The sequence below is a fragment of the Mycobacterium sp. 1423905.2 genome, assembly GCF_001673155.1.
Classification (GTDB): Bacteria; Actinomycetota; Actinomycetes; order Mycobacteriales; family Mycobacteriaceae; genus Mycobacterium.
In genome coordinates, this window is record NZ_LZLE01000118.1 from 1 (window position 1) to 17,474 (window position 17,474).

General features: G+C 65.4%; 16 protein-coding genes and 2 pseudogenes. 6 read left to right on the plus strand and 12 right to left on the minus strand.

What is annotated here, in order from left to right; all coding sequences use genetic code 11:
* Positions 1-38 precede the first annotated feature (38 nt).
* Positions 39-101: pseudogene (locus tag A9W95_RS28370) on the plus strand (hypothetical protein); the annotation flags it as partial.
* Positions 102-154: 53 nt separating this feature from the next.
* On the opposite strand, the pseudogene A9W95_RS06285 reads toward A9W95_RS28370, so the two are convergent.
* The 4 genes and pseudogenes from A9W95_RS06285 to A9W95_RS06300 form a co-directional block, all read right to left on the minus strand.
* Positions 155-611, minus strand: a pseudogene (locus tag A9W95_RS06285) (ribonucleotide-diphosphate reductase subunit alpha); the annotation flags it as partial.
* Entirely contained in the window at positions 578-1,090 is a 513-nt protein-coding gene (gene nrdI, locus A9W95_RS06290) for a class Ib ribonucleoside-diphosphate reductase assembly flavoprotein NrdI (protein ID WP_253851580.1), read from the minus strand. The pseudogene A9W95_RS06285 and the gene nrdI, both read right to left, overlap by 34 nt.
* Before the next feature lie 34 nt (positions 1,091-1,124).
* Entirely contained in the window at positions 1,125-1,364 is a 240-nt protein-coding gene (locus A9W95_RS06295) for a redoxin NrdH (RefSeq protein WP_067409779.1), read from the minus strand.
* A 493-nt stretch (positions 1,365-1,857) separates the two neighbouring features.
* A complete protein-coding gene (locus tag A9W95_RS06300) occupies positions 1,858-2,424 on the minus strand; it encodes an NAD(P)H-dependent oxidoreductase (protein ID WP_067409780.1) in 567 nt (188 codons plus the stop codon).
* A gap of 90 nt (positions 2,425-2,514) precedes the next feature.
* Here A9W95_RS06300 and A9W95_RS06305 point away from each other — a divergent pair, with 90 nt between their 5' ends.
* Together A9W95_RS06305 and A9W95_RS06310 are read left to right on the plus strand one after the other, a co-directional pair.
* The gene (locus A9W95_RS06305) at positions 2,515-3,111 is read left to right on the plus strand and encodes a TetR/AcrR family transcriptional regulator (RefSeq protein WP_067409782.1); all 597 of its coding nucleotides are present in this window, start codon (positions 2,515-2,517) and stop codon (positions 3,109-3,111) included.
* Between the two features lie 11 nt (positions 3,112-3,122).
* Positions 3,123-4,166, plus strand: a complete 1,044-nt coding sequence (locus A9W95_RS06310; RefSeq protein ID WP_067409834.1) for a DNA polymerase IV — start codon at positions 3,123-3,125, stop codon at positions 4,164-4,166.
* On the opposite strand, the gene A9W95_RS06315 is transcribed toward A9W95_RS06310, so the two are convergent.
* Together A9W95_RS06315 and A9W95_RS06320 are read right to left on the minus strand one after the other, a co-directional pair.
* Positions 4,134-5,036, minus strand: a complete 903-nt coding sequence (locus tag A9W95_RS06315) for an SDR family oxidoreductase (protein WP_067409784.1) — start codon at positions 5,034-5,036, stop codon at positions 4,134-4,136. The genes A9W95_RS06310 and A9W95_RS06315 overlap by 33 nt on opposite strands.
* A complete protein-coding gene (locus A9W95_RS06320) occupies positions 5,033-5,710 on the minus strand; it encodes a TetR/AcrR family transcriptional regulator (RefSeq protein ID WP_067409785.1) in 678 nt (225 codons plus the stop codon). Before A9W95_RS06320 ends, A9W95_RS06315 begins: the two co-directional genes overlap by 4 nt.
* 116 nt (positions 5,711-5,826) lie before the next feature.
* Between A9W95_RS06320 and A9W95_RS06325 the strand changes: the two genes are divergently transcribed.
* Entirely contained in the window at positions 5,827-7,317 is a 1,491-nt protein-coding gene (locus A9W95_RS06325) for a cytochrome P450 (RefSeq protein WP_067409787.1), read from the plus strand.
* Between the two features lie 11 nt (positions 7,318-7,328).
* Here A9W95_RS06325 and A9W95_RS06330 read toward each other — a convergent pair whose 3' ends face one another.
* The 4 genes from A9W95_RS06330 to A9W95_RS06345 form a co-directional block, all read right to left on the minus strand.
* Complete coding sequence (locus A9W95_RS06330) at positions 7,329-7,865, minus strand: homocitrate synthase (RefSeq protein WP_067409789.1); 537 nt, start codon at positions 7,863-7,865, stop codon at positions 7,329-7,331.
* Between the two features lie 750 nt (positions 7,866-8,615).
* Positions 8,616-9,587, minus strand: a complete 972-nt coding sequence (locus A9W95_RS06335; protein ID WP_067409791.1) for a sensor histidine kinase — start codon at positions 9,585-9,587, stop codon at positions 8,616-8,618.
* A gap of 120 nt (positions 9,588-9,707) precedes the next feature.
* Complete coding sequence (locus A9W95_RS06340) at positions 9,708-11,162, minus strand: FadR/GntR family transcriptional regulator (protein WP_067409792.1); 1,455 nt, start codon at positions 11,160-11,162, stop codon at positions 9,708-9,710.
* Positions 11,141-12,334, minus strand: a complete 1,194-nt coding sequence (locus A9W95_RS06345) for a thiolase family protein (RefSeq protein ID WP_067409836.1) — start codon at positions 12,332-12,334, stop codon at positions 11,141-11,143. Before A9W95_RS06345 ends, A9W95_RS06340 begins: the two co-directional genes overlap by 22 nt.
* A gap of 55 nt (positions 12,335-12,389) precedes the next feature.
* On the opposite strand from A9W95_RS06345, the gene A9W95_RS06350 reads away from it, so the two are divergent.
* The gene (locus A9W95_RS06350) at positions 12,390-12,731 is read left to right on the plus strand and encodes a Zn-ribbon domain-containing OB-fold protein (RefSeq protein ID WP_067409794.1); all 342 of its coding nucleotides are present in this window, start codon (positions 12,390-12,392) and stop codon (positions 12,729-12,731) included.
* A 77-nt stretch (positions 12,732-12,808) separates the two neighbouring features.
* Here the strand turns inward: A9W95_RS06350 and A9W95_RS06355 are convergent, their stop codons facing one another.
* Together A9W95_RS06355 and A9W95_RS06360 are read right to left on the minus strand one after the other, a co-directional pair.
* A complete protein-coding gene (locus A9W95_RS06355; protein ID WP_067409795.1) occupies positions 12,809-14,974 on the minus strand; it encodes an acyl-CoA dehydrogenase in 2,166 nt (721 codons plus the stop codon).
* Between the two features lie 97 nt (positions 14,975-15,071).
* Positions 15,072-15,830 (minus strand): SDR family NAD(P)-dependent oxidoreductase, encoded by a 759-nt coding sequence (locus tag A9W95_RS06360; RefSeq protein ID WP_067409797.1) that lies wholly within the window; start codon positions 15,828-15,830, stop codon positions 15,072-15,074.
* A gap of 103 nt (positions 15,831-15,933) precedes the next feature.
* Here A9W95_RS06360 and A9W95_RS06365 point away from each other — a divergent pair, with 103 nt between their 5' ends.
* Complete coding sequence (locus A9W95_RS06365) at positions 15,934-17,463, plus strand: ATP-dependent DNA ligase (protein WP_067409799.1); 1,530 nt, start codon at positions 15,934-15,936, stop codon at positions 17,461-17,463.
* Positions 17,464-17,474 lie beyond the last annotated feature (11 nt).

Genomic DNA, 17,474 nt, shown 5'->3' on the forward strand with positions numbered 1-17,474 from the left:
GAAAGCGCTACCTGGAACGCTTCGAGGACCGGGTGGTCATGGTCTCGCTGACGCTGGCCGCCGGCGACACCGCGCTGGCCGAGAAGTTGGTCGACGAGATCATCGACGGCCGGTTCCAGCCGGCTACGCCCACGTTCCTGAATTCGGGTAAGAAGCAGCGCGGTGTCGCCGGCGGCCAGCGTCAGCGAGACCATGACCACCCGGTCCTCGAAGCGTTCCAGGTAGCGCTTTCCGTCGAAGGTCTTCAGCGTGTAGGAGGTGTAGTACTTGAACGCGCCCAGGAAGGTCGGGAAGCGGAACTTCTTGGCGTAGGCGCGATCCAGCAGCGTCTTGACGAAGTTGCGCGAGTACTGGTCGAGAACTTCACGCTCGTAATAGTTTTCCCGGATCAGGTAGTCGAGCTTCTCGTCCTGATTGTGGAAGAAGACGGTGTTCTGGTTGACATGCTGCAGGAAGTACTGCCGTGCCGCGAGCACGTCCTTGTCGAACTGAATCTTGCCGTCGGCGTCGTACAGATTCAGCATCGCGTTCAGCGCGTGATAGTCGGTCTCCCCCGGTAGCGCGTGCGCGCCGGTGGTTACAGGCTCTGCAGCTGTGACGGTTGGTGGCACGTCTGTTCCTTCCAGAATTGGGCGAGACCTGTGCGGACGGCGTCGACGTCGTCCGGGGTGCCCATGAGTTCGAAGCGGTAAAGGTAGGGAACGCCACACTTGCGGGAGACCACGTTGCCCGCATAGGCGAATTCGGCACCGAAGTTGTTGTTACCCGCGGCGATGACGCCGCGGATCAGGGATCGGTTGTGTTCGTTGTTCAAGAATGCGATGACCTGTTTGGGAACGTAGCCACCGTGGTTGAGGTCGGGTGTGGCATGGCCGCCGCCGTAGGTGGGGAGCACCAGAACATACGGTTCGTCCACCTCGATTCGGCCATGCAGCGGTATCCGCGTGGCGGGAACACCCAGCTTCTGGACGAAGCGGTGAGTGTTCTCCGACACGGACGAGAAGTACACCAACGGTGATCCAAACCGCGGTGCCGCCGGGCGTAGCGGTTCGTCACTGATCACACCTAGGTTGCGCACCGGAACATCCATGGCACCGCAACCTCCTCCTTCGCCTTTACCTGCGCTAGGCGCTCAGCGCCGAGCCGGCCAGCGCCTTGATGCGATCCGGCCGGAAGCCCGACCAGTGGTCGTCGCCGGCGACCACGACGGGCGCCTGCAGGTAACCCAGCGCCATGACGTAGTCGCGCGCTTCGACATCCAGGCTGATGTCGACCTTCTCGTAAGGGATGCCCTGCTTGTCCAGCGCCTTGTACGTGGCGACGCACTGCACGCAAGCGGGCTTGCTGTAGACGGTGATGCTCATGGGCGTACCGCTCCTTTGCGGGAGTAGGGGGTGACACGGACTGGCAACGACTGGGGTGGTACATCTGCGCCATATTCAGCGACCCGACGGCGCCCCAGATTCCCGTTTTGCGACGGCCGAGTCGAGTGACCCGGTGATGCCGATTCGGGGAAGTTCATCGAGTCCAGTGGACCAGGCGGGACTCGGCGAACCTGGGATCTGTCGGTGCTCGAAACACTACACCTGGGGGGTGACAACGAGAAGGGATACAACATGTTCGGAATAACAATTTTGAAATTCCCTGGTCGTAAGGCTGCGCACCGTGTCGCTTCGGCGTGTCGCAGATCACAACTCAGAACCCGGGCGTGCATGCTGATGGGCATATCAGCCGCCACCGACAACAATCGGTCGACGGCGCCACCGGCCTTTCAGCCAGCAAAGCCGCCAGCGCACCGCTGGCGGCTTTGACTAGTTGCTTAACGCCGAGTGGGCGCTGAACGGCAAGCGGGTGTGGTCAGCCGACCTCCGCGGCCAGCTTGCCCACCACATCGCGGACCTCGGCGGTCAGTTCGGCATGGTCGGCCGGAGCGCTGCCGCCCAGCGTCTGGAACGGCACGGCCAGCTTGATCGCGTCAACGACGCGCGCGCTGGCGATGCCGAACGACTTGCGGGTCTCGTCGTGCGCCCACACCCCGCCGTATCGACCGAGCGACCCGCCGATCACGGCCAGCGGCTTTCCCTTGACCGCGCTGTTGCCGTAAGGGCGCGAGAGCCAGTCGATCGCGTTCTTGATGACCGCCGGGATGGTGCCGTTGTTCTCCGGCGTGACCACTAACACCGCATCGGCCTCAGCCACCGCATCCCGCAGCGCGCCCACCGCGGCCGGCGGTTGGTCCCGTTCGCCGTTCATTGCGTCGTCGATGTCCTCGTTGTAAAAGGGCAATTCGCCCAACCCTTCGAAGATGGTGACGGTGACCCCCTCCGGGGCGACTGCCGCCGCCAGTTCGGCGATCTGGCGGTTGATCGACGCAGCTCGCAGGCTGCCTACCAACGCCAAGACTTTGATATCGGTGGTTGACACGTCTGGATTCCCTTCGGTTGTTGGCCTACATCCTCGCACGAGCTAACCGGACTATAGTCCGGATTATTCCAGTCGCGCTAAAGTGCAGAAGTGAGTAGTGCGGACCGGCTGAGCGAGTTGCCCGTCTCGGCTCCGCAGGAAAGGGGCGACGCGGCGCGCAACCGGGCGTTGCTACTGGAGGCGGCGCGCCGCCTGGTGGCCGAACGAGGCGCAGATGCGGTCACCATGGATGACGTCGCCGCAGCCGCCGGCGTCGGCAAAGGGACGGTGTTTCGCCGGTTCGGCAGCCGCGCCGGTTTGATGATGGTGCTGCTCGACGAGGACGAACGTGCCAGCCAGCAGGCCTTTCTCTTCGGGCCGCCGCCGCTGGGTCCGGATGCGCCCCCGCTGGATCGGCTACTGGCATTCGGCCGGGAGCGGATCCGTTTCGTCCACGCCCACCACGAGTTGCTCTCCGAGGCTCACCCGCTGACCCGCAATAGTGCGCCGGTCGCGGTGCACCGCATGCATGTGCGGATGCTGCTCGAGTCGGCGCAGACCACCGGCGACCTGGACACCCAAACCGATGCGCTGTTGGCCCTGCTCGACGCCGACTACATCGAACATCGGCTGCACCACCACGGGCACACCCTGCAGACGTTGGGTGATGCGTGGGAAAGCGTGGCGCGCAAGCTGTGTGGGCGGTGAAAGCGTCGGCGATGCCGCGTTGGGTCTTGCATGTCGACCTCGACCAGTTTCTGGCGTCCGTAGAGCTGCGACGGCACCCCGAACTGGTCGGTCTGCCGGTAATCGTCGGCGGCAGTGGCGATCCGACCGAACCGCGCAAGGTGGTCACCTGCGCCTCGTATGAGGCCCGGGAATTCGGAGTGCGTGCGGGCATGCCGTTGCGGGCCGCCGCTCGCCGGTGCCCGCCAGAATCGGGGGTCAGGTTCCTGCCTGCCGATCCGGCCGCCTACGACGCGGCCTCCGACGAGGTGATGGGCTTGTTGCGCGACATCGGCCACCCGGTCGAAGTCTGGGGCTGGGACGAGGCGTATGTGGGACTCACACCCGACGATCCCGTCGACCCCGTCGAGGTGGCCGAACACATCCGCGCCGAGGTACTTTCGGCCACCGGGCTGTCGTGTTCGATCGGGATCAGCGACAACAAACAGCGCGCCAAAGTCGCCACCGGATTCGCCAAACCGGCCGGCATCTTCATGCTCACCGACGCCAATTGGATGGACGTGATGGGCGACCGCCCCGTCGACGCCCTGTGGAGCGTGGGTCCTAAGACCGCCAAAAAGCTTGCCACAGTTGGCATTACGACGGTCTGGCAGCTCGCGCACGCCGACGCCGAGTTACTGACCTCGACGTTCGGCCCGCGGACCGGGTTGTGGCTGTTGTTATTGGCCAAGGGCGGCGGCGATTCGGAGGTCAGCGCCGAGCCGTGGGTTCCACGCTCGCGCAGCCATGTCGTCACCTTCCCGCGCGACCTCACCGACCGGACCGAAATGAACTCGGCCATTACACGTTTAGCCCATCAGGCGCTCGACGACGTGCTGGCGGAGGAGCGAATCGTCACTCGAGTTGCGGTGACCGTGCGCACCGCGACGTTCTACACCCGCACCAAGATCCGCAAGTTGGCCGAACCGACGGTGGATCGCGAAGTCATCACCGTTGCGGCGCTAAAGATCCTGGACTTGTTCGACCTCGACCGCCCCATCCGATTACTCGGGGTGCGCCTGGAGCTCGCGCGGTGAGCGCGTTACCGGGCTGGGCCGCAACGCGCGGGTGAAGACCACATTCACCTGCCGCATCGCCACGCTATAGGGCCACCACGCCAGTCGTTTGAACGCATACAGCGCCCGGATGTCAGGCGAGGTATAGATCAGATACCGGTTCTTGGCCACTCCGGCCAGGATCTTCTCGGCTGCCTTTTCCGGGGAGACGGCATGGCCGCTGAACCGATCGACCCAGCGGGCCACCTTCGGATCTTCGCGGTTGACGCCGGCGATCTCGACGGTGTTGACCAACGGAGTCTTGACGGCTCCGGGCACCACCACCGACACCCCAATCCGGTGCCGCGCCAAGTCGAAGCGCAACACTTCGGATAGTCCGCGCAAGCCGTATTTGCTGGCGCTGTACGCCGCATGCCACGGCAAAGCGACCAGACCGGCCGCCGAAGACACATTGACCAGATGTCCGCCGCGACCAGCCGCCACCATCTCGGGAACAAAGTTTTCGATGACGTGGATGGGCCCCATCAGATTGATGGAGATCATCTTGCTCCACTGCTCATGCGAGAGCCGATCGACGGTCCCCCACGCCGAAACCCCGGCGATGTTGAACACCGCGTCCATGCTCGGGTGCCGGGAGTGGATGTCGGCGGCGAACGCCGCCACCTCGCCGTGATCGGATACATCGAGGACCCGGTGCTCGGGCACCTCAGCTCCCAACGCCCGGGCGTCGGCCACGGTCTGCTGCAACCCCTCGTGGTCGCGGTCGGTCAGATACAGTTCGGCACCTTGCGCGGCGAGGCGCAACGCGGTGGCGCGCCCGATGCCGCTGGCCGCACCCGTGACAAAACACCGCTTGCCCGCGAAATACCGCTCCGCGTCCCTCTGCGTCATGGCCGTGACGATACCGGCGGTACCGATCCGCCCCACAGGGCGTTGAGCCACATTTGTTCCAGGACCCGCACGCGCCGCTCCGGGTCACGCGGACCTGGATCGTTTCGACCGACGAGCAGCGGATCGCCGGTCAACGTCAGCGCAGTCATACCCGCTAAAGCGCGGATCAGCGTGGGAAGGTCGGCGCTGATCGGATGTGCCGTGCCGGCCTTCACCTCTGCTTCGACCACGCCCACGATCTGACGCAGCACCACCTCGAATTGCTTGTCCAACAGGTCGCGTATCTCGATGTCGGTGTGACGAGCGGCATTGCACGCGGTCATGACCGGATCGTTGTGGGCGTAAACCACGGCGGCGCTGCCGACCATGCGCTTGGCGAACTGCTCGGGTGACTCACCGGGCTGGCGGGGAGCGAAATATTGGGTGAGTTCTTCGAGTTCCTCGGTGACTTCCGCCAGGATCTGGGCGAGTACGGAGTACTTGGAGTCGAAATAGAAGTAGAAGCCGGAGCGGGCCACCCCCGCTCTGAGGCTGATCGTGCTGACCGACAGTTCGGAGAAGGGTCGCTCTTCCAGTAGTTCACGGACCGCCTGCACGATCGCCTGGCGGTGCTTGTCACCCCGGCGCCGCAGAGCAGGCTCGCCCTGGTCCCGGCGTTCGGCGTGGCTATCCACTGTCCATCACTCCATGACCTTTACACCACGCCGCTCGAAAGAAAACTTGACAGGCGTCAACTTTGTTTTGAAGGATGGTGGAATAGTGACGGCTGCCACAGCCGAAGGGAGCGTCAATGGGGACAGGTGCGGCGACAATCAGCACTCCGGCATACCTTCTTGACCAAGCCAGGCGGCGACTCACGCCGTCGGTCAACAATCTTCCCGGCATGGGCCTTGCCGAGCGCAAGCTGCTGAACACCCAGTTCCCGGAGACGAAACTCGCCGATCCGCCGCCGGGCAGTGGACTCAAGCCGGTCGTCGGCGACAGAGGACTACCAATCCTCGGGCACATGATCGAGATGCTGCGCGGTGGGCCCGACTACTTGATGTTCCTCTACCAAACCAAGGGCCCGTTGGTGTTTGGGGATTCACCCGTTCTGCCCTTCGTCGCAGCGCTCGGACCCGACGCCGCCCAGGCCATCTACTCCAACCGCAATAAGGACTACTCCCAGCAGGGTTGGACACCGGTGATCGGCGCCTTCTTCCACCGCGGTCTGATGTTGCTCGACTTCGAAGAGCACCTCTTCCACCGGCGGATCATGCAGGAGGCGTTCGTCAGGTCCCGGCTCGCGAGCTATGTCGAGCAGATGGACCACGTCGTGTCACAAGTGATCAGCAGTGACTGGGTCGCGAACGACGCGCGATTCTTGCTGTACCCGGCAATGAAGGAACTGACCCTCGACATCGCCTCCATGGTGTTCATGGGTCACGAACCTGGCACCGACCGAGATCTGGTGACGAAGGTGAACAAGGCGTTCACCATGACCGTGCGCGCCGGCAACGCGGTCATTCGCACCGGCGTGCCGCCGTTCACCTGGTGGCGCGGGCTGAGGGCACGACGACTGCTGGAGGACTACTTCGCCGAACGAGTCAAAGAGCAGCGCCGCAAAGACGGCGACGACCTGTTGTCGGTGTTGTGCCACACCGAGGACGAGGACGGTAACCGGTTCTCCGACGAGGACATCGTCAATCACATGATCTTCTTGATGATGGCCGCGCACGACACGTCCACCACGACCGCGACGAACATGGCCTATGAGTTGGCCGCCCACCCGGAGTGGCAGCAGCGCTGCCGTGACGAGTCCGACCGCTTGGGCGACGGACCGCTCGACATCGAATCGCTGGAAAAGCTGGAGTCGCTCGACCTGGTGATGAACGAGGCGATTCGCCTGGTGTCACCGGTGCAATGGGCGATGCGGCGGACGGTGCGCGACACCGAGCTGCTCGGCCACTACATTCCCGAGGGCACGAACGTGACGGCGTTCCCCGGAGTGAATCATCGGCTGCCCGAGATCTGGACCGATCCCTTGACATTCGACCCGGAACGGTTCACCGAACCGCGGTGCGAGCACAAGCGGCACCGCTACGCCTGGACTCCGTTCGGCGGCGGTGCCCACAAGTGCATCGGGATGACGTTCGGGCAGCTGGAGATCAAGACGATCATGCATCGTCTGTTGCGTCGTTACCGGTTGGAGCTGCCCCGGCCGGGCTACCAGGCCAAGTGGGACTACCGCACGATCCCGATCCCGATGGACGGAATGCCGATTGTGCTGCGGCCGTTGTGAATTGACCGTATCTACGCCGTCAGCCGGTTGGCGCAAGCGATGAGCGCGCGCAGCGCGGACTGAGTACGATCCGCCGACATGCCCAGCCCCCACTCGGCGCGGGCGCCATTGCTGCCATAGACGAAGGCGGCAGTGTCGCAGGCTGTGTCGAATTGGTGGAAGCGCAGTATCTCCACCGTGATTCCGCGACCATGCAACATTGCGGTGAGCGCCGCGACCGGTCCGCTCGCCGACGCGGTCGCGGCAGTGATGCTGTCGCCGATGGCGACCATGGCCCGATAGTTGCGCGGCTGCGGCCCCAGTCGGCCGGCGGGCCGCTCGGGATCAATACACGCCCACTGTCCTAGTCGCAGTGGCCCGGTGGTGGGCGCGAAGGTGGCCACGAAAGATTCCCAGGAGATCGCTTCGGCCTGCTCGCGAAGTCCGCGAGGCAGGGCCACACCGAATTGGCGGACGAACGAGCTGGCGGCGCTGCGCCGAGCGGATGGGCCCGCGAGAGCGTCGCTGGCGGAAGCATTCTCGACGGAATCGAGATAGGAAATTGTCATGCTGTCGGTCTTCTCTGGTTCGCGGAAGCGACCGACGGTAGTAGCTTTCCACCCACAGCGGGGAGTCGGTCTGGATCAGACCCCGCTGCGGGTACTGGCTACTACCACACGCGTGAAAAGACGCACGAGCGGTGACATTAGACCCCTGCACCTATGCAGGGCAAATCATTTTCGCGCCGGCCCTGTTCGCGCCGTCCGCAGTTTCGGCACAGACCACACCGAAGCTTTATTGCACCAACGATTTCCGCATCCACTTGTCGGCCCGAGCTGGCAGGTTCGAGAGTGTGACGATGCTCGCGAGCCCGAAAACGCCTCGCATTGGCCAGGATCGCGATAGCATCGGCTAGCGGGGAATTCCTTGATTACGGGTGTGGATCAGGATACGAAAGGCGCAGTCGATGAGCGCGGGGAAAAGCAGCGGAGTCAAGCAGGCGATTCGCATCGTAGTCGCGGCGCTCGCTACGACGGCCGCAGTGGTTTCCGCCGGTTGCGCGCAGCAGGTTCCAAGTCCGAATCCGTTGCCGTCGAGTGATGCACCTACGCAGTAGCCGAACGTCGGCGGCAACCTAGACGTCGGGGGTCCGCCGGGGACCGTTGCGAAGCAGCAGAATTGCGAAGCTGCGCACGAGTCCCCGGCGGGTAGGACCTGAGTGTTGCCCGTTTGCAACATCATTCAGCAGCGCCGCAAAGACACGCCATGTGCGTGACCGGGATAACATCCGGCACGACTGTTCGGAGAGCCGCTAGGTATCAGCCCGTCGCGCCCGGCAAGGGATGCAGCGGTAGGTAGGCCTGGATCGTCGTGCCGGTTGCCGTTGTGTGCATGCGCACCAGATGGGCAATCGCGTTGACGAGGAACAGTCCCCGGCTGGCCGTCGCGTGCGGCTCCGGTGGATGGTGGCCGATCAGTGGGTTGTCAAACCGTCCGCCGTCCCGCGCTTCACAGACGACATGTCCGTCGTCTTGCCAGAACGCCAGCTGACACGCGCCGCCGGTGTACTGCAAGCTGTTGGTCGCAAGCTCCGTCGCGATCAATTGAAGATCCTCGACGCCATCTTCGGACAACCCGACCCAGCCGGCATAGTCCACCGCGAAGGACCGCGCAGGCCGCAGATCCACGCCACTTCTGACCAGGTAGGTGACGGCCCCGGGGTTTTGGGGCAGGGGTTGGTTGCAGCGTGCCAACGCGTCGTCGGGCGCATAGTCGGAGCTGCGGTAGGCCGACCCGCACTGCCACAGCAACGGGTGAGTGCTGCGAGCGCCCTGGAGGACGTCGTCGTCCAACCGCTCGGCGTCGTAGAGGCACAATCCCATCACGTCGTCGTGCCGCAACGCTCCGTTGACCAACGCTTCGTGCTCGATACAAGCCACACACTCGTCGGAGCTGCGGCCCGGCCACACCAGCTGGCTGACGATCCGCACGCGTTGACCGAGATATCTGTCGACGAAGTCACGCTTTATGGCCAGGAACCGGCCAGGGTTGCGCGCGACTTGAGTGATGTCCACCAAGTTCAGTTCGGCGTCGGAACCGGCGCGGGCGTCCATCAGCTCCGGCTGCAGCCAGGCCAACTCATCTCCGGGGATGGCGACCATGATGGGTTCGTCGACGGCGAATCCGTCCGCCACGAAACGGACAACGAAGTCGCGGTACTCCCGCTTGGAGCGGTAGAAAAGCGCGGAATGCACAAAGCCTCGCCGCTTGGTCTCCGTGGTCGTGGTCATAACTGAGAGGGCTCCGCTGATCTCACCGACCGGCCGGTTCCCGAACCAGCCGCTACTTGCTTCCTCAGGTACCCCAGATCGATGTCCGGTATGCAGGCCCGAAGTTTGAGACGCGTCACACTAAAACCACCAGGATGCCGCCGCATCAAGGTGGCGCCGGATGCGATAGCGGGCCAAGCTGTCGTCGCCGTCGTCGATGGCGTCCACGATCTTCAGATGAGCGTGCTCGACGGCGGCGACGTCGTTCCAGTCGGGCACCGCTTGGCCGCTGCTCGACCATTGCCGACGAAACAGCTCGACGATGATGCGCAGGAAGAGGTCGAGCAGCGTGTTGCCGGCCAGCTGCGCCAGCCCCACGTGGAACCGGAATTCTTCGACCGCGGCCTCGCGCACGTCGGCGCCGACGGCGTCGGTTGCCCGGCGCACGTCGAGGAAGGCCGAGACGTCCGGATCCGACCGGCGCTTGACGACCTTGACGACGTTGTCGATCTCGATCGCGTCGCGCACAGAACGTAGGTCTTCGCGGCTCGGGCGGCGGTACTGCAAGTACAGCGCGATCGTGTCGATACTGGCCTGCGCGTGTGGTCGGGTGATGACTAGTCCACCGCCGGGCCCGCGGCGCATTCGCGCGACGGAGTGGTACTCGAGCAGCCGCACCGCCTCGCGCAGCACCGCGCGGCTCACTCGGTAGCGCTCCACCAACTCCGGTTCCGCGCCGAAAACGGCGCCGACGGGCCAGCCACTCGCGGCGATGTCACCGCCAATGGTGGCGGCTAGCACTTCGGCCCGCTTGCCGCGGGATGCTTCCGGGTCCAGCCGTGGTGCTCTCCGCCGTGATCGGGCGCGATTTTGGGCGCTGTCGACGCGGCGATACTTGTGCAGCCAGGCGGTCACCGCTTCGACGTGACGCTCGGTGAGCGTCTTGGCGCGAGCCGAATCGCCCGCGATAACCGCGGCAACGATGTCCGAGTGGTCGCGGTGCATATGGTCGACCGCCTCGACGGCTTCGTCCGCCGATGCAGTCCGCGACTGGCGGAGGTAGCGCCGGGTCAGGCGCATGACGATGTCGACGAACAGTTGCAGCACTGGATTCTTCGACTGCGCGGCCAAGGCCACGTGGAATTCGTCGCGCAGTGCCGGCATGCCCGGTTGCCACTGTCTTTCGGCGTCCAGCACGGCCCGGAGCCGGTCGATGCCGACTTCGTCGATGTGCTCAGCGGCCAGTGACGCGGCCAAGGGCTCGAGGACCAACCGGGCGTTGAGCAGATCGTCGAGCGTGGTGCCGAGGTACTCGAGGTAGATGACAATGGCTCGGGTGGCCGGGCCGGCGTCGGGTTCGCAGACGATCAGTCCGCCGTTGGGTCCGCGGCGCATGCGGGCGACCTGGTGGTGCTCGACGAGGCGGACGGCTTCGCGCAGCACCGAACGGCTCACGGAGAAGCGCTCCTGCAGAGCGCTTTCCGATCCGAGCGTTTCCCCGACCACCCAGCCCCGACGAACGATGTCGGCTTCGATGCGACGGGCGATCTGCGCTGCCCGCTTGTCCGTTTCGCTCAACAGGTCAGCAGCATGCATCCCGCGACGGGACCGCCGCCCACCGACACCACGCCCACCTCGGGCCGCTGGGACACCTGACGCTGTCCCGCCTCTCCGCGCAACTGCAGGCAGCCCTCGTGTAGCGCCCAGTAGCCGTGCAGGCGCCCCGCCGACAGTTGGCCGCCGTAGGTGTTCAGCGGCAGGACACCGTCGCGCGCGATCCGTTCCCCACCGTCGACAAACGGCCCCGCTTCCCCGTCGGCGCAGATGCCCAGCGCTTCCAGCCAAGCCAGGGTGAGAAAGGTGAAGCCGTCGTAGAGCTGCGCGACATTGAGGTCGGTCGGCCTCAAGTCGGTGCGGGACCACATCTGCGCCGCCGCATCCGACATCGCCATCTTCGGGTAGTCGGCGCGGTGAAACCACCCGCCGGCGCCGTCGGAGCCGCCGATCGCCTCGACCCGCACCGGACGGTGCGGGCAGTCGGCGCCGTACTCCGCGCTCGAAACGACCACCGCGATCGAGCCGTCGATGGGTACGTCACAGTCGAACAGCCCGAACGGGGTGGACACCAGCCGCGCCGACAGGTAATCGGCCATTGTCATCGGTTCCCGGTACACCGCAAGGGAATTCAGCGCCGCGTTACGCCGGCCGTTGAGCGCGATCCAGCCCAATTGCTCCTTGGTGGTGCCATACAGTTCCATATGACGGCGACAGTTCAGCGCCAGCCAATTCGCGGCCGAATAGGCCTGTGCCGCAACAAGGTCGTTGATGTCGTCCATCGCTCCGACCGCCGGAGGCTCTTCGCCTTCGGGGGTCTCGAACATGCGCGCCAGCGGCGGAGGCGGTGCGTCCTCCTCCTGTTTGACCGGTACGGTGCCGCCCAGCATCTGAATAGTCCGGTAAACCACCACATGCCGGGCGCGGCGCTCGGCCACCGCCCGGCACGCCGACATCACCGGACTGAGCAGCCCGCCGGTGCCGAACCCACTGCCGCAGTCGGCGGCTTCGATGTTGAGTTCGGCGTTGACCTCCGCGGCCGGAGTGTCCCCCAGCGTTGCGATGCCGTCGATGTCGGTGGCCGCCAGGCCGGCGTCGGCGATGGCGGTGCGCACGGCTTCCATGGTCAGGTCCAGTCCGGGGATCCCCGTACGACGGCCGATACGCGAGATCCCGATGCCGGACAGGATCGCGTCTTTCTCGAAATAGCTCATCTGCACCGCCCGCACGCATCGCTGACTGGAATCAATAGAGTGTACTGTATTGGTCGTGTCGGCCGAGACGTCCCCGTTGTTGATCGAGCACTGCGAGAGTTGCGCCAAGTGGGTCCATCCCGCGACCGGCACCTGCCGTGACTGTGGCGACTCGCTGTCGGCCCGGCCGGTGTCCGGTCAGGGCACGGTGTTCACCTACACGGTCAATTACCACCCGTACAACCCCGAAGTGCCCACGCCGTACGTCATCGCGCTCGTCGAACTCGCGGAGCAAAGCGGTCTTCGTGTGGCCGCCAACATCGTTGACTGCGAACCGGATTCGGTGACGTGCGGAATGCCAGTCGGTATCCGGCCGGAGAAGGGCGCCGGCGGCGCGCCGTTGTTCGCCCCAGCCTAACCCGCGAGCAGACGCAAAATCGCACGAAACGGGCGCGCGACGTGCGAGTTTGCGTCTGCTCGGCCAAAACGGGGACGCTAGTTGATCAGCGGATCCCGCGGCATACCCAGGATCCGCTCGGCGATCTGATTGCGCGTCACCTCGGAAGTTCCCCCGGCGATCGCCATGCCGCGGGCACCCATGACCATGCGGCCGACCACCGCGCCCGGCCCGTCGCTCAGCGCGATGTCAGGACCCATCAGCGCCGCGGAGATCGCCGCACCCTCGATCATGTGTTCGGCCACCTTCAACTTGGTGACGTTGCCTTCTGGCCCCGGACCGGCGCCTTCGACGCTGCGCGCAGCGCGGCGCAGATTGAGCAGGCGCAACGAGTGATCGTTGGCCAGGAAGGCGCCAACTCGAATCTTGCTGCCCGCCTGCGCATCCCCGCGGTGCTGCACCAGCTGCACCAGCTTGGCCGCCATCCCTTCGTAGTAACCGCCGCTGCCGCCGATGGTGACCCGCTCATTGCCTAATGTGGCGCGAGCGACGGTCCAGCCCGAATTCGGCGCCCCGACCACATCCTCGTCGGGCACGAACACGTCGTTGAAAAACACCTCGTTGAACTCTGATCCGCCGGTGATCTGCCGCAAGGGCCGCACCTCGACGCCGGGACTCTTCATGTCGATGATGACCGTGGTGATACCGGCATGCTTGGGCGCTTCAGGGTCGGTGCGCACGGTGGCCAGTCCGCGGGCGCAGTACTGCGCACCGCTGGTCCACACTTTCTGGCCGTTGATCTTCCAGCCGCCGTCCACCCGGGTGGCGCGCGTCTTGACCGACGCCGCATCCGATCCGGCGTCGGGTTCGGAGAACAGCTGACACCAGATCTCCTCCTGCCGCAGCGCCTTCTCCACGAATCGTTCGATCTGCCAAGGGGTTCCGTGCTGGATCAAAGTCAAGATGACCCAACCGGTGATGGAGTAGTCGGGGCGCTTGATGCCTGCCGCGCGGAACTCCTCCTCGATGACCAGCTGCGCGACCGCATCGGCGGCACGGCCCCACGGCTGCGGCCAATGCGGCATCACATATCCCGTCGAAATCAGTTTGTCGAGCTGCGCCTTCTTGTCCAGGGCAGCGATTTCTCCTGCGTCAGCGTGGATTCGGGTGCGTAGCTCTTCGGCCTCGGGCGGCAGGTCGAGGCTGTTGACCCGCTTGGTCCCGGCCACTGTGCGGTTGAAGACGTCGGCGGCGGGTGCGTCACCGCCGAACAGCCCAGCGACGACCAACGCCCGGCGCAGATGCAGATGCGCGTCGTGTTCCCAAGTGAATCCGATCCCGCCGTGCACCTGGATGTTGAGTTCGGCGTTGCGCGCGTAGGCGGGAAACGCCTGGACGGCCGCGACCGCGGCGATCAGGCGGAACTGGTCTTCGTCCTCTGATGCCGCACGCGCGGCGTCCCACACCGCGGCGATCGCCGATTCGGTGGCCACCAACATGTTGGCGCAATGGTGCTTGATCGCCTGGAAAGTCGCGATGGTGCGGCCAAATTGCTGACGCACCTTGGCATAGTCGACCGCGGCGTCCACGCAGTCGCCCGCGCCGCCCACCGCCTCGGCGGCCAGTACCGTGCGCGCCCTGGCCAATGCCGACGCACGTGCGCCCGACAAGATGTCGTCGGCGCTGATGCTGACGTTCTGCAATCGGACGCGGCCGGAACGCCGAGTGGGGTCGAAGTTCTCGGGCACCTCGACTGAGACGCCGGACCGGTCGCGTTCCAGCACCAGCACGTCGTCACCGGCAGCGATGAGCAGCAGCTCACCCAGTCCCGCACCCAACACAATGCCCGCATCACCATCGGCGACTCCGTCGGAGACCCGCACTTCACCCGCCAAGCCCACTGCGGCGGTGACTGTTCCGTCGATCATCCCGGGCAGCAGACGGGCCTTTTGTTCGGAAGAGCCGTCTTTGGCGATCACCGCCGAGGCGATGACGGTCGGCACAAACGGTCCAGGGGCGACGGCGCGACCGAGTTCTTCGACGACCACGACCAGCTCGGGCAGGCCGTACCCGGAGCCGCCGTGTTCTTCCTCGATGTGCAGGCCGAGCCAACCGAGCTCGACCATGTTCTGCCAGAACGGTGGTCGCGACTCTTCGGCGGCGTCGAGCAGCTCGCGGGCCGCCCAGCGGGCCTTCTGCGAGGTCAGGAACCCACGCGCTACCTCGGCGAGTTCACGATGGTCGTCGGTCAGTGCGATACCCATCAGGGTCCTCCTCGCGGCGCTCCGCAGCCGGCACCAGTGCCGACTGCGATTGCCTAAAGAGTGTACTTATTCCCGATGGGCCGGACCGCTGGGGGCGTTACTTGGGAGCGAACCGCTGGCCGGCGTCCAGCCGCAAGCACTGACCGTTGAGCATCGGGTTGTCCACGATGGCCGCCACCAACTTGGCGTACTCCTCGGGCCGGCCTAGGCGCTTGGGAAATGCCGCGTCCTTGGTCAGGGCCGTCGCGAACTCGTCAGGAATTCCCTTAGTCAAGCCGGTGGCGAACAGGCTCGGGGCGATGGCCAGCACCCGGATGCCGACCGAACCCAAATCGCGCGCCATGGTCAGGCACATGCCCGCAATTCCGGCCTTGGCGGCGGTGTAGGCGACCTGCCCGATTTGACCCTCGAAGGCCGCGATGGACGCGGTGTTGATGATGACTCCGCGCTCGTCGTCTTCGGGCTCGTTCTTGGCCATGTGCGCAGCCGCCAGCCGGCTGATGTTGAAGGTGGCGATGAGATTGAGATCGATGACGGACTGGAACGATTCCAGGTCGTGCGGCCCGGTCTTGGTCAGCGTCCGTTTGGCGATGCCCCCACCGGCAGTGGTGATGATGACGTGCAAGCCACCCAGACTGTCGACCGCGCTCTGCAACGTCTCCTCGGTGCCGGCGAAGTCGGTGACGTCGACCGGATAAAAGTTGCCGCCGATCCCTTCGGCGACGGTCTTCCCGTCCGAACCCTCGCGGTCCAGGACGGCGACCTGCGCGCCACGCTGGGCCAACAGCTCGGCGCTGGCGCGGCCCATGCCCGACGCGCCGCCGATGACGACGACCTTTTTCCCGCTGATCTCCATCCGGACCTCCTTGTCAGAATCCCTGCAATTTGTAACGTTAAGTAGGCACGCTAGCGCGTCGCCTCATCCGGCTTGTCGGCGAGCCATGCCAAGCTCGATAACTGTGCTCCTTGTTGACGTCGCACGCACATCGCAGGAGGTCGGCGGCACGTCGTCGCGGCTGGCCAAGGTGGCCCGCATCGCCGAGCTGCTGCGCCGCGCCGCGGCCGAACCCGACACGGTCGCGATCGTGGTGTCGTGGCTGTCCGGCGAGTTGCCGCAGCGCCAGATCGGCGTCGGCTATGCGTCGTTGCGATCATTGCCGCCGACGGCGTCGGATCCCGTACTGACCGTCGGCCAGGTGCACGCGACCTTCTCGCAGATCCGCGAAGTGTCCGGCAAGGGGTCCCAGGCGCGCCGCGCCGGGCTCATCGGCCAGTTGTTCTCCGCCGCGACCGCGCCCGAGCAGACGTTTCTGGTGCGGCTATTGAGCGGCGAACTTCGCCAAGGCGCGCTGGTCGGCATCATGGCCGACGCAGTCGCCAAGGCAGCTCAAATCCCCGCGGCCGTGGTACAGCGCGCCGCCATGCTCGGGGGTGATCTGCCGGCGGTGGCGGCGGCCGGGCTCTCCGGAGGTGCCGCGGCGCTCGACGCATTCACCCTGCAGGTGGGCCAACCGGTCGGCCCGATGCTGGCGCAGACGGCTACCGGAGTCGGCGACGCGCTCGAACGTCACGGCGGCACAACACTTTTCGAAGCCAAGCTGGATGGCGCCCGGGTTCAGATCCACCGCGCCGGTGACGAGGTCAAGGTGTTCACCCGCACTCTTGACGATGTCACCGCCCGGCTACCTGAAGTGGTGGCCGCGACGCTCGCGCTGCCGGTGCGAGACCTGATCGCCGACGGCGAAGCCATCGCGCTGCGCCCCGACAACCGACCACATCGCTTCCAAGTCACCGCATCGCGGTTCGGCCGCAAGGTCGACGTCGCGGCAGCCCAAGCAGCACAGCTACTTTCGGTGTTCTTCTTCGACATCTTGCATCGCGACGGCGAGGATTTGCTCGACGCACCGACCACCGAGCGCTTGGCCGCTCTGGACGCTTTGGCCCCGGCACGACACCGAGTCGACCGGCTGCTCACCGCCGATATCTCCGCCGCCGACGCCTTCCTGCAAGCGACGCTGGCCGCCGGGCATGAGGGGGTGATGGCCAAGGCGCCGGCTGCGCCATACCAAGCGGGCCGCCGTGGCGCGGGCTGGCTGAAGGTCAAGCCGGTGCACACCCTCGACCTCGTGGTGCTCGCCGTGGAATGGGGTTCAGGGCGGCGGCGCGGAAAACTGTCGAACATCCATCTCGGCGCGCGAGACCCGGCCAGCGGCGAATTCGTCATGGTCGGAAAGACTTTCAAGGGTATGACCGACGCGATGCTGGACTGGCAGACCGAACGGTTCACCGAACTGGCCGTCGACGGGACCGACGGGTACGTGGTCCACCTTCGGCCCGAGCAGGTAGTCGAGGTGGCCATCGATGGAGTGCAGGGATCGACGCGCTATCCGGGCGGAGTGGCGCTGCGATTCGCTCGGGTGGTGCGCTACCGCGACGACAAACCTCCGGCCGAAGCCGACACCATCGACGCGGTGCGCGCGTTGTATTGACGTAACCCGCC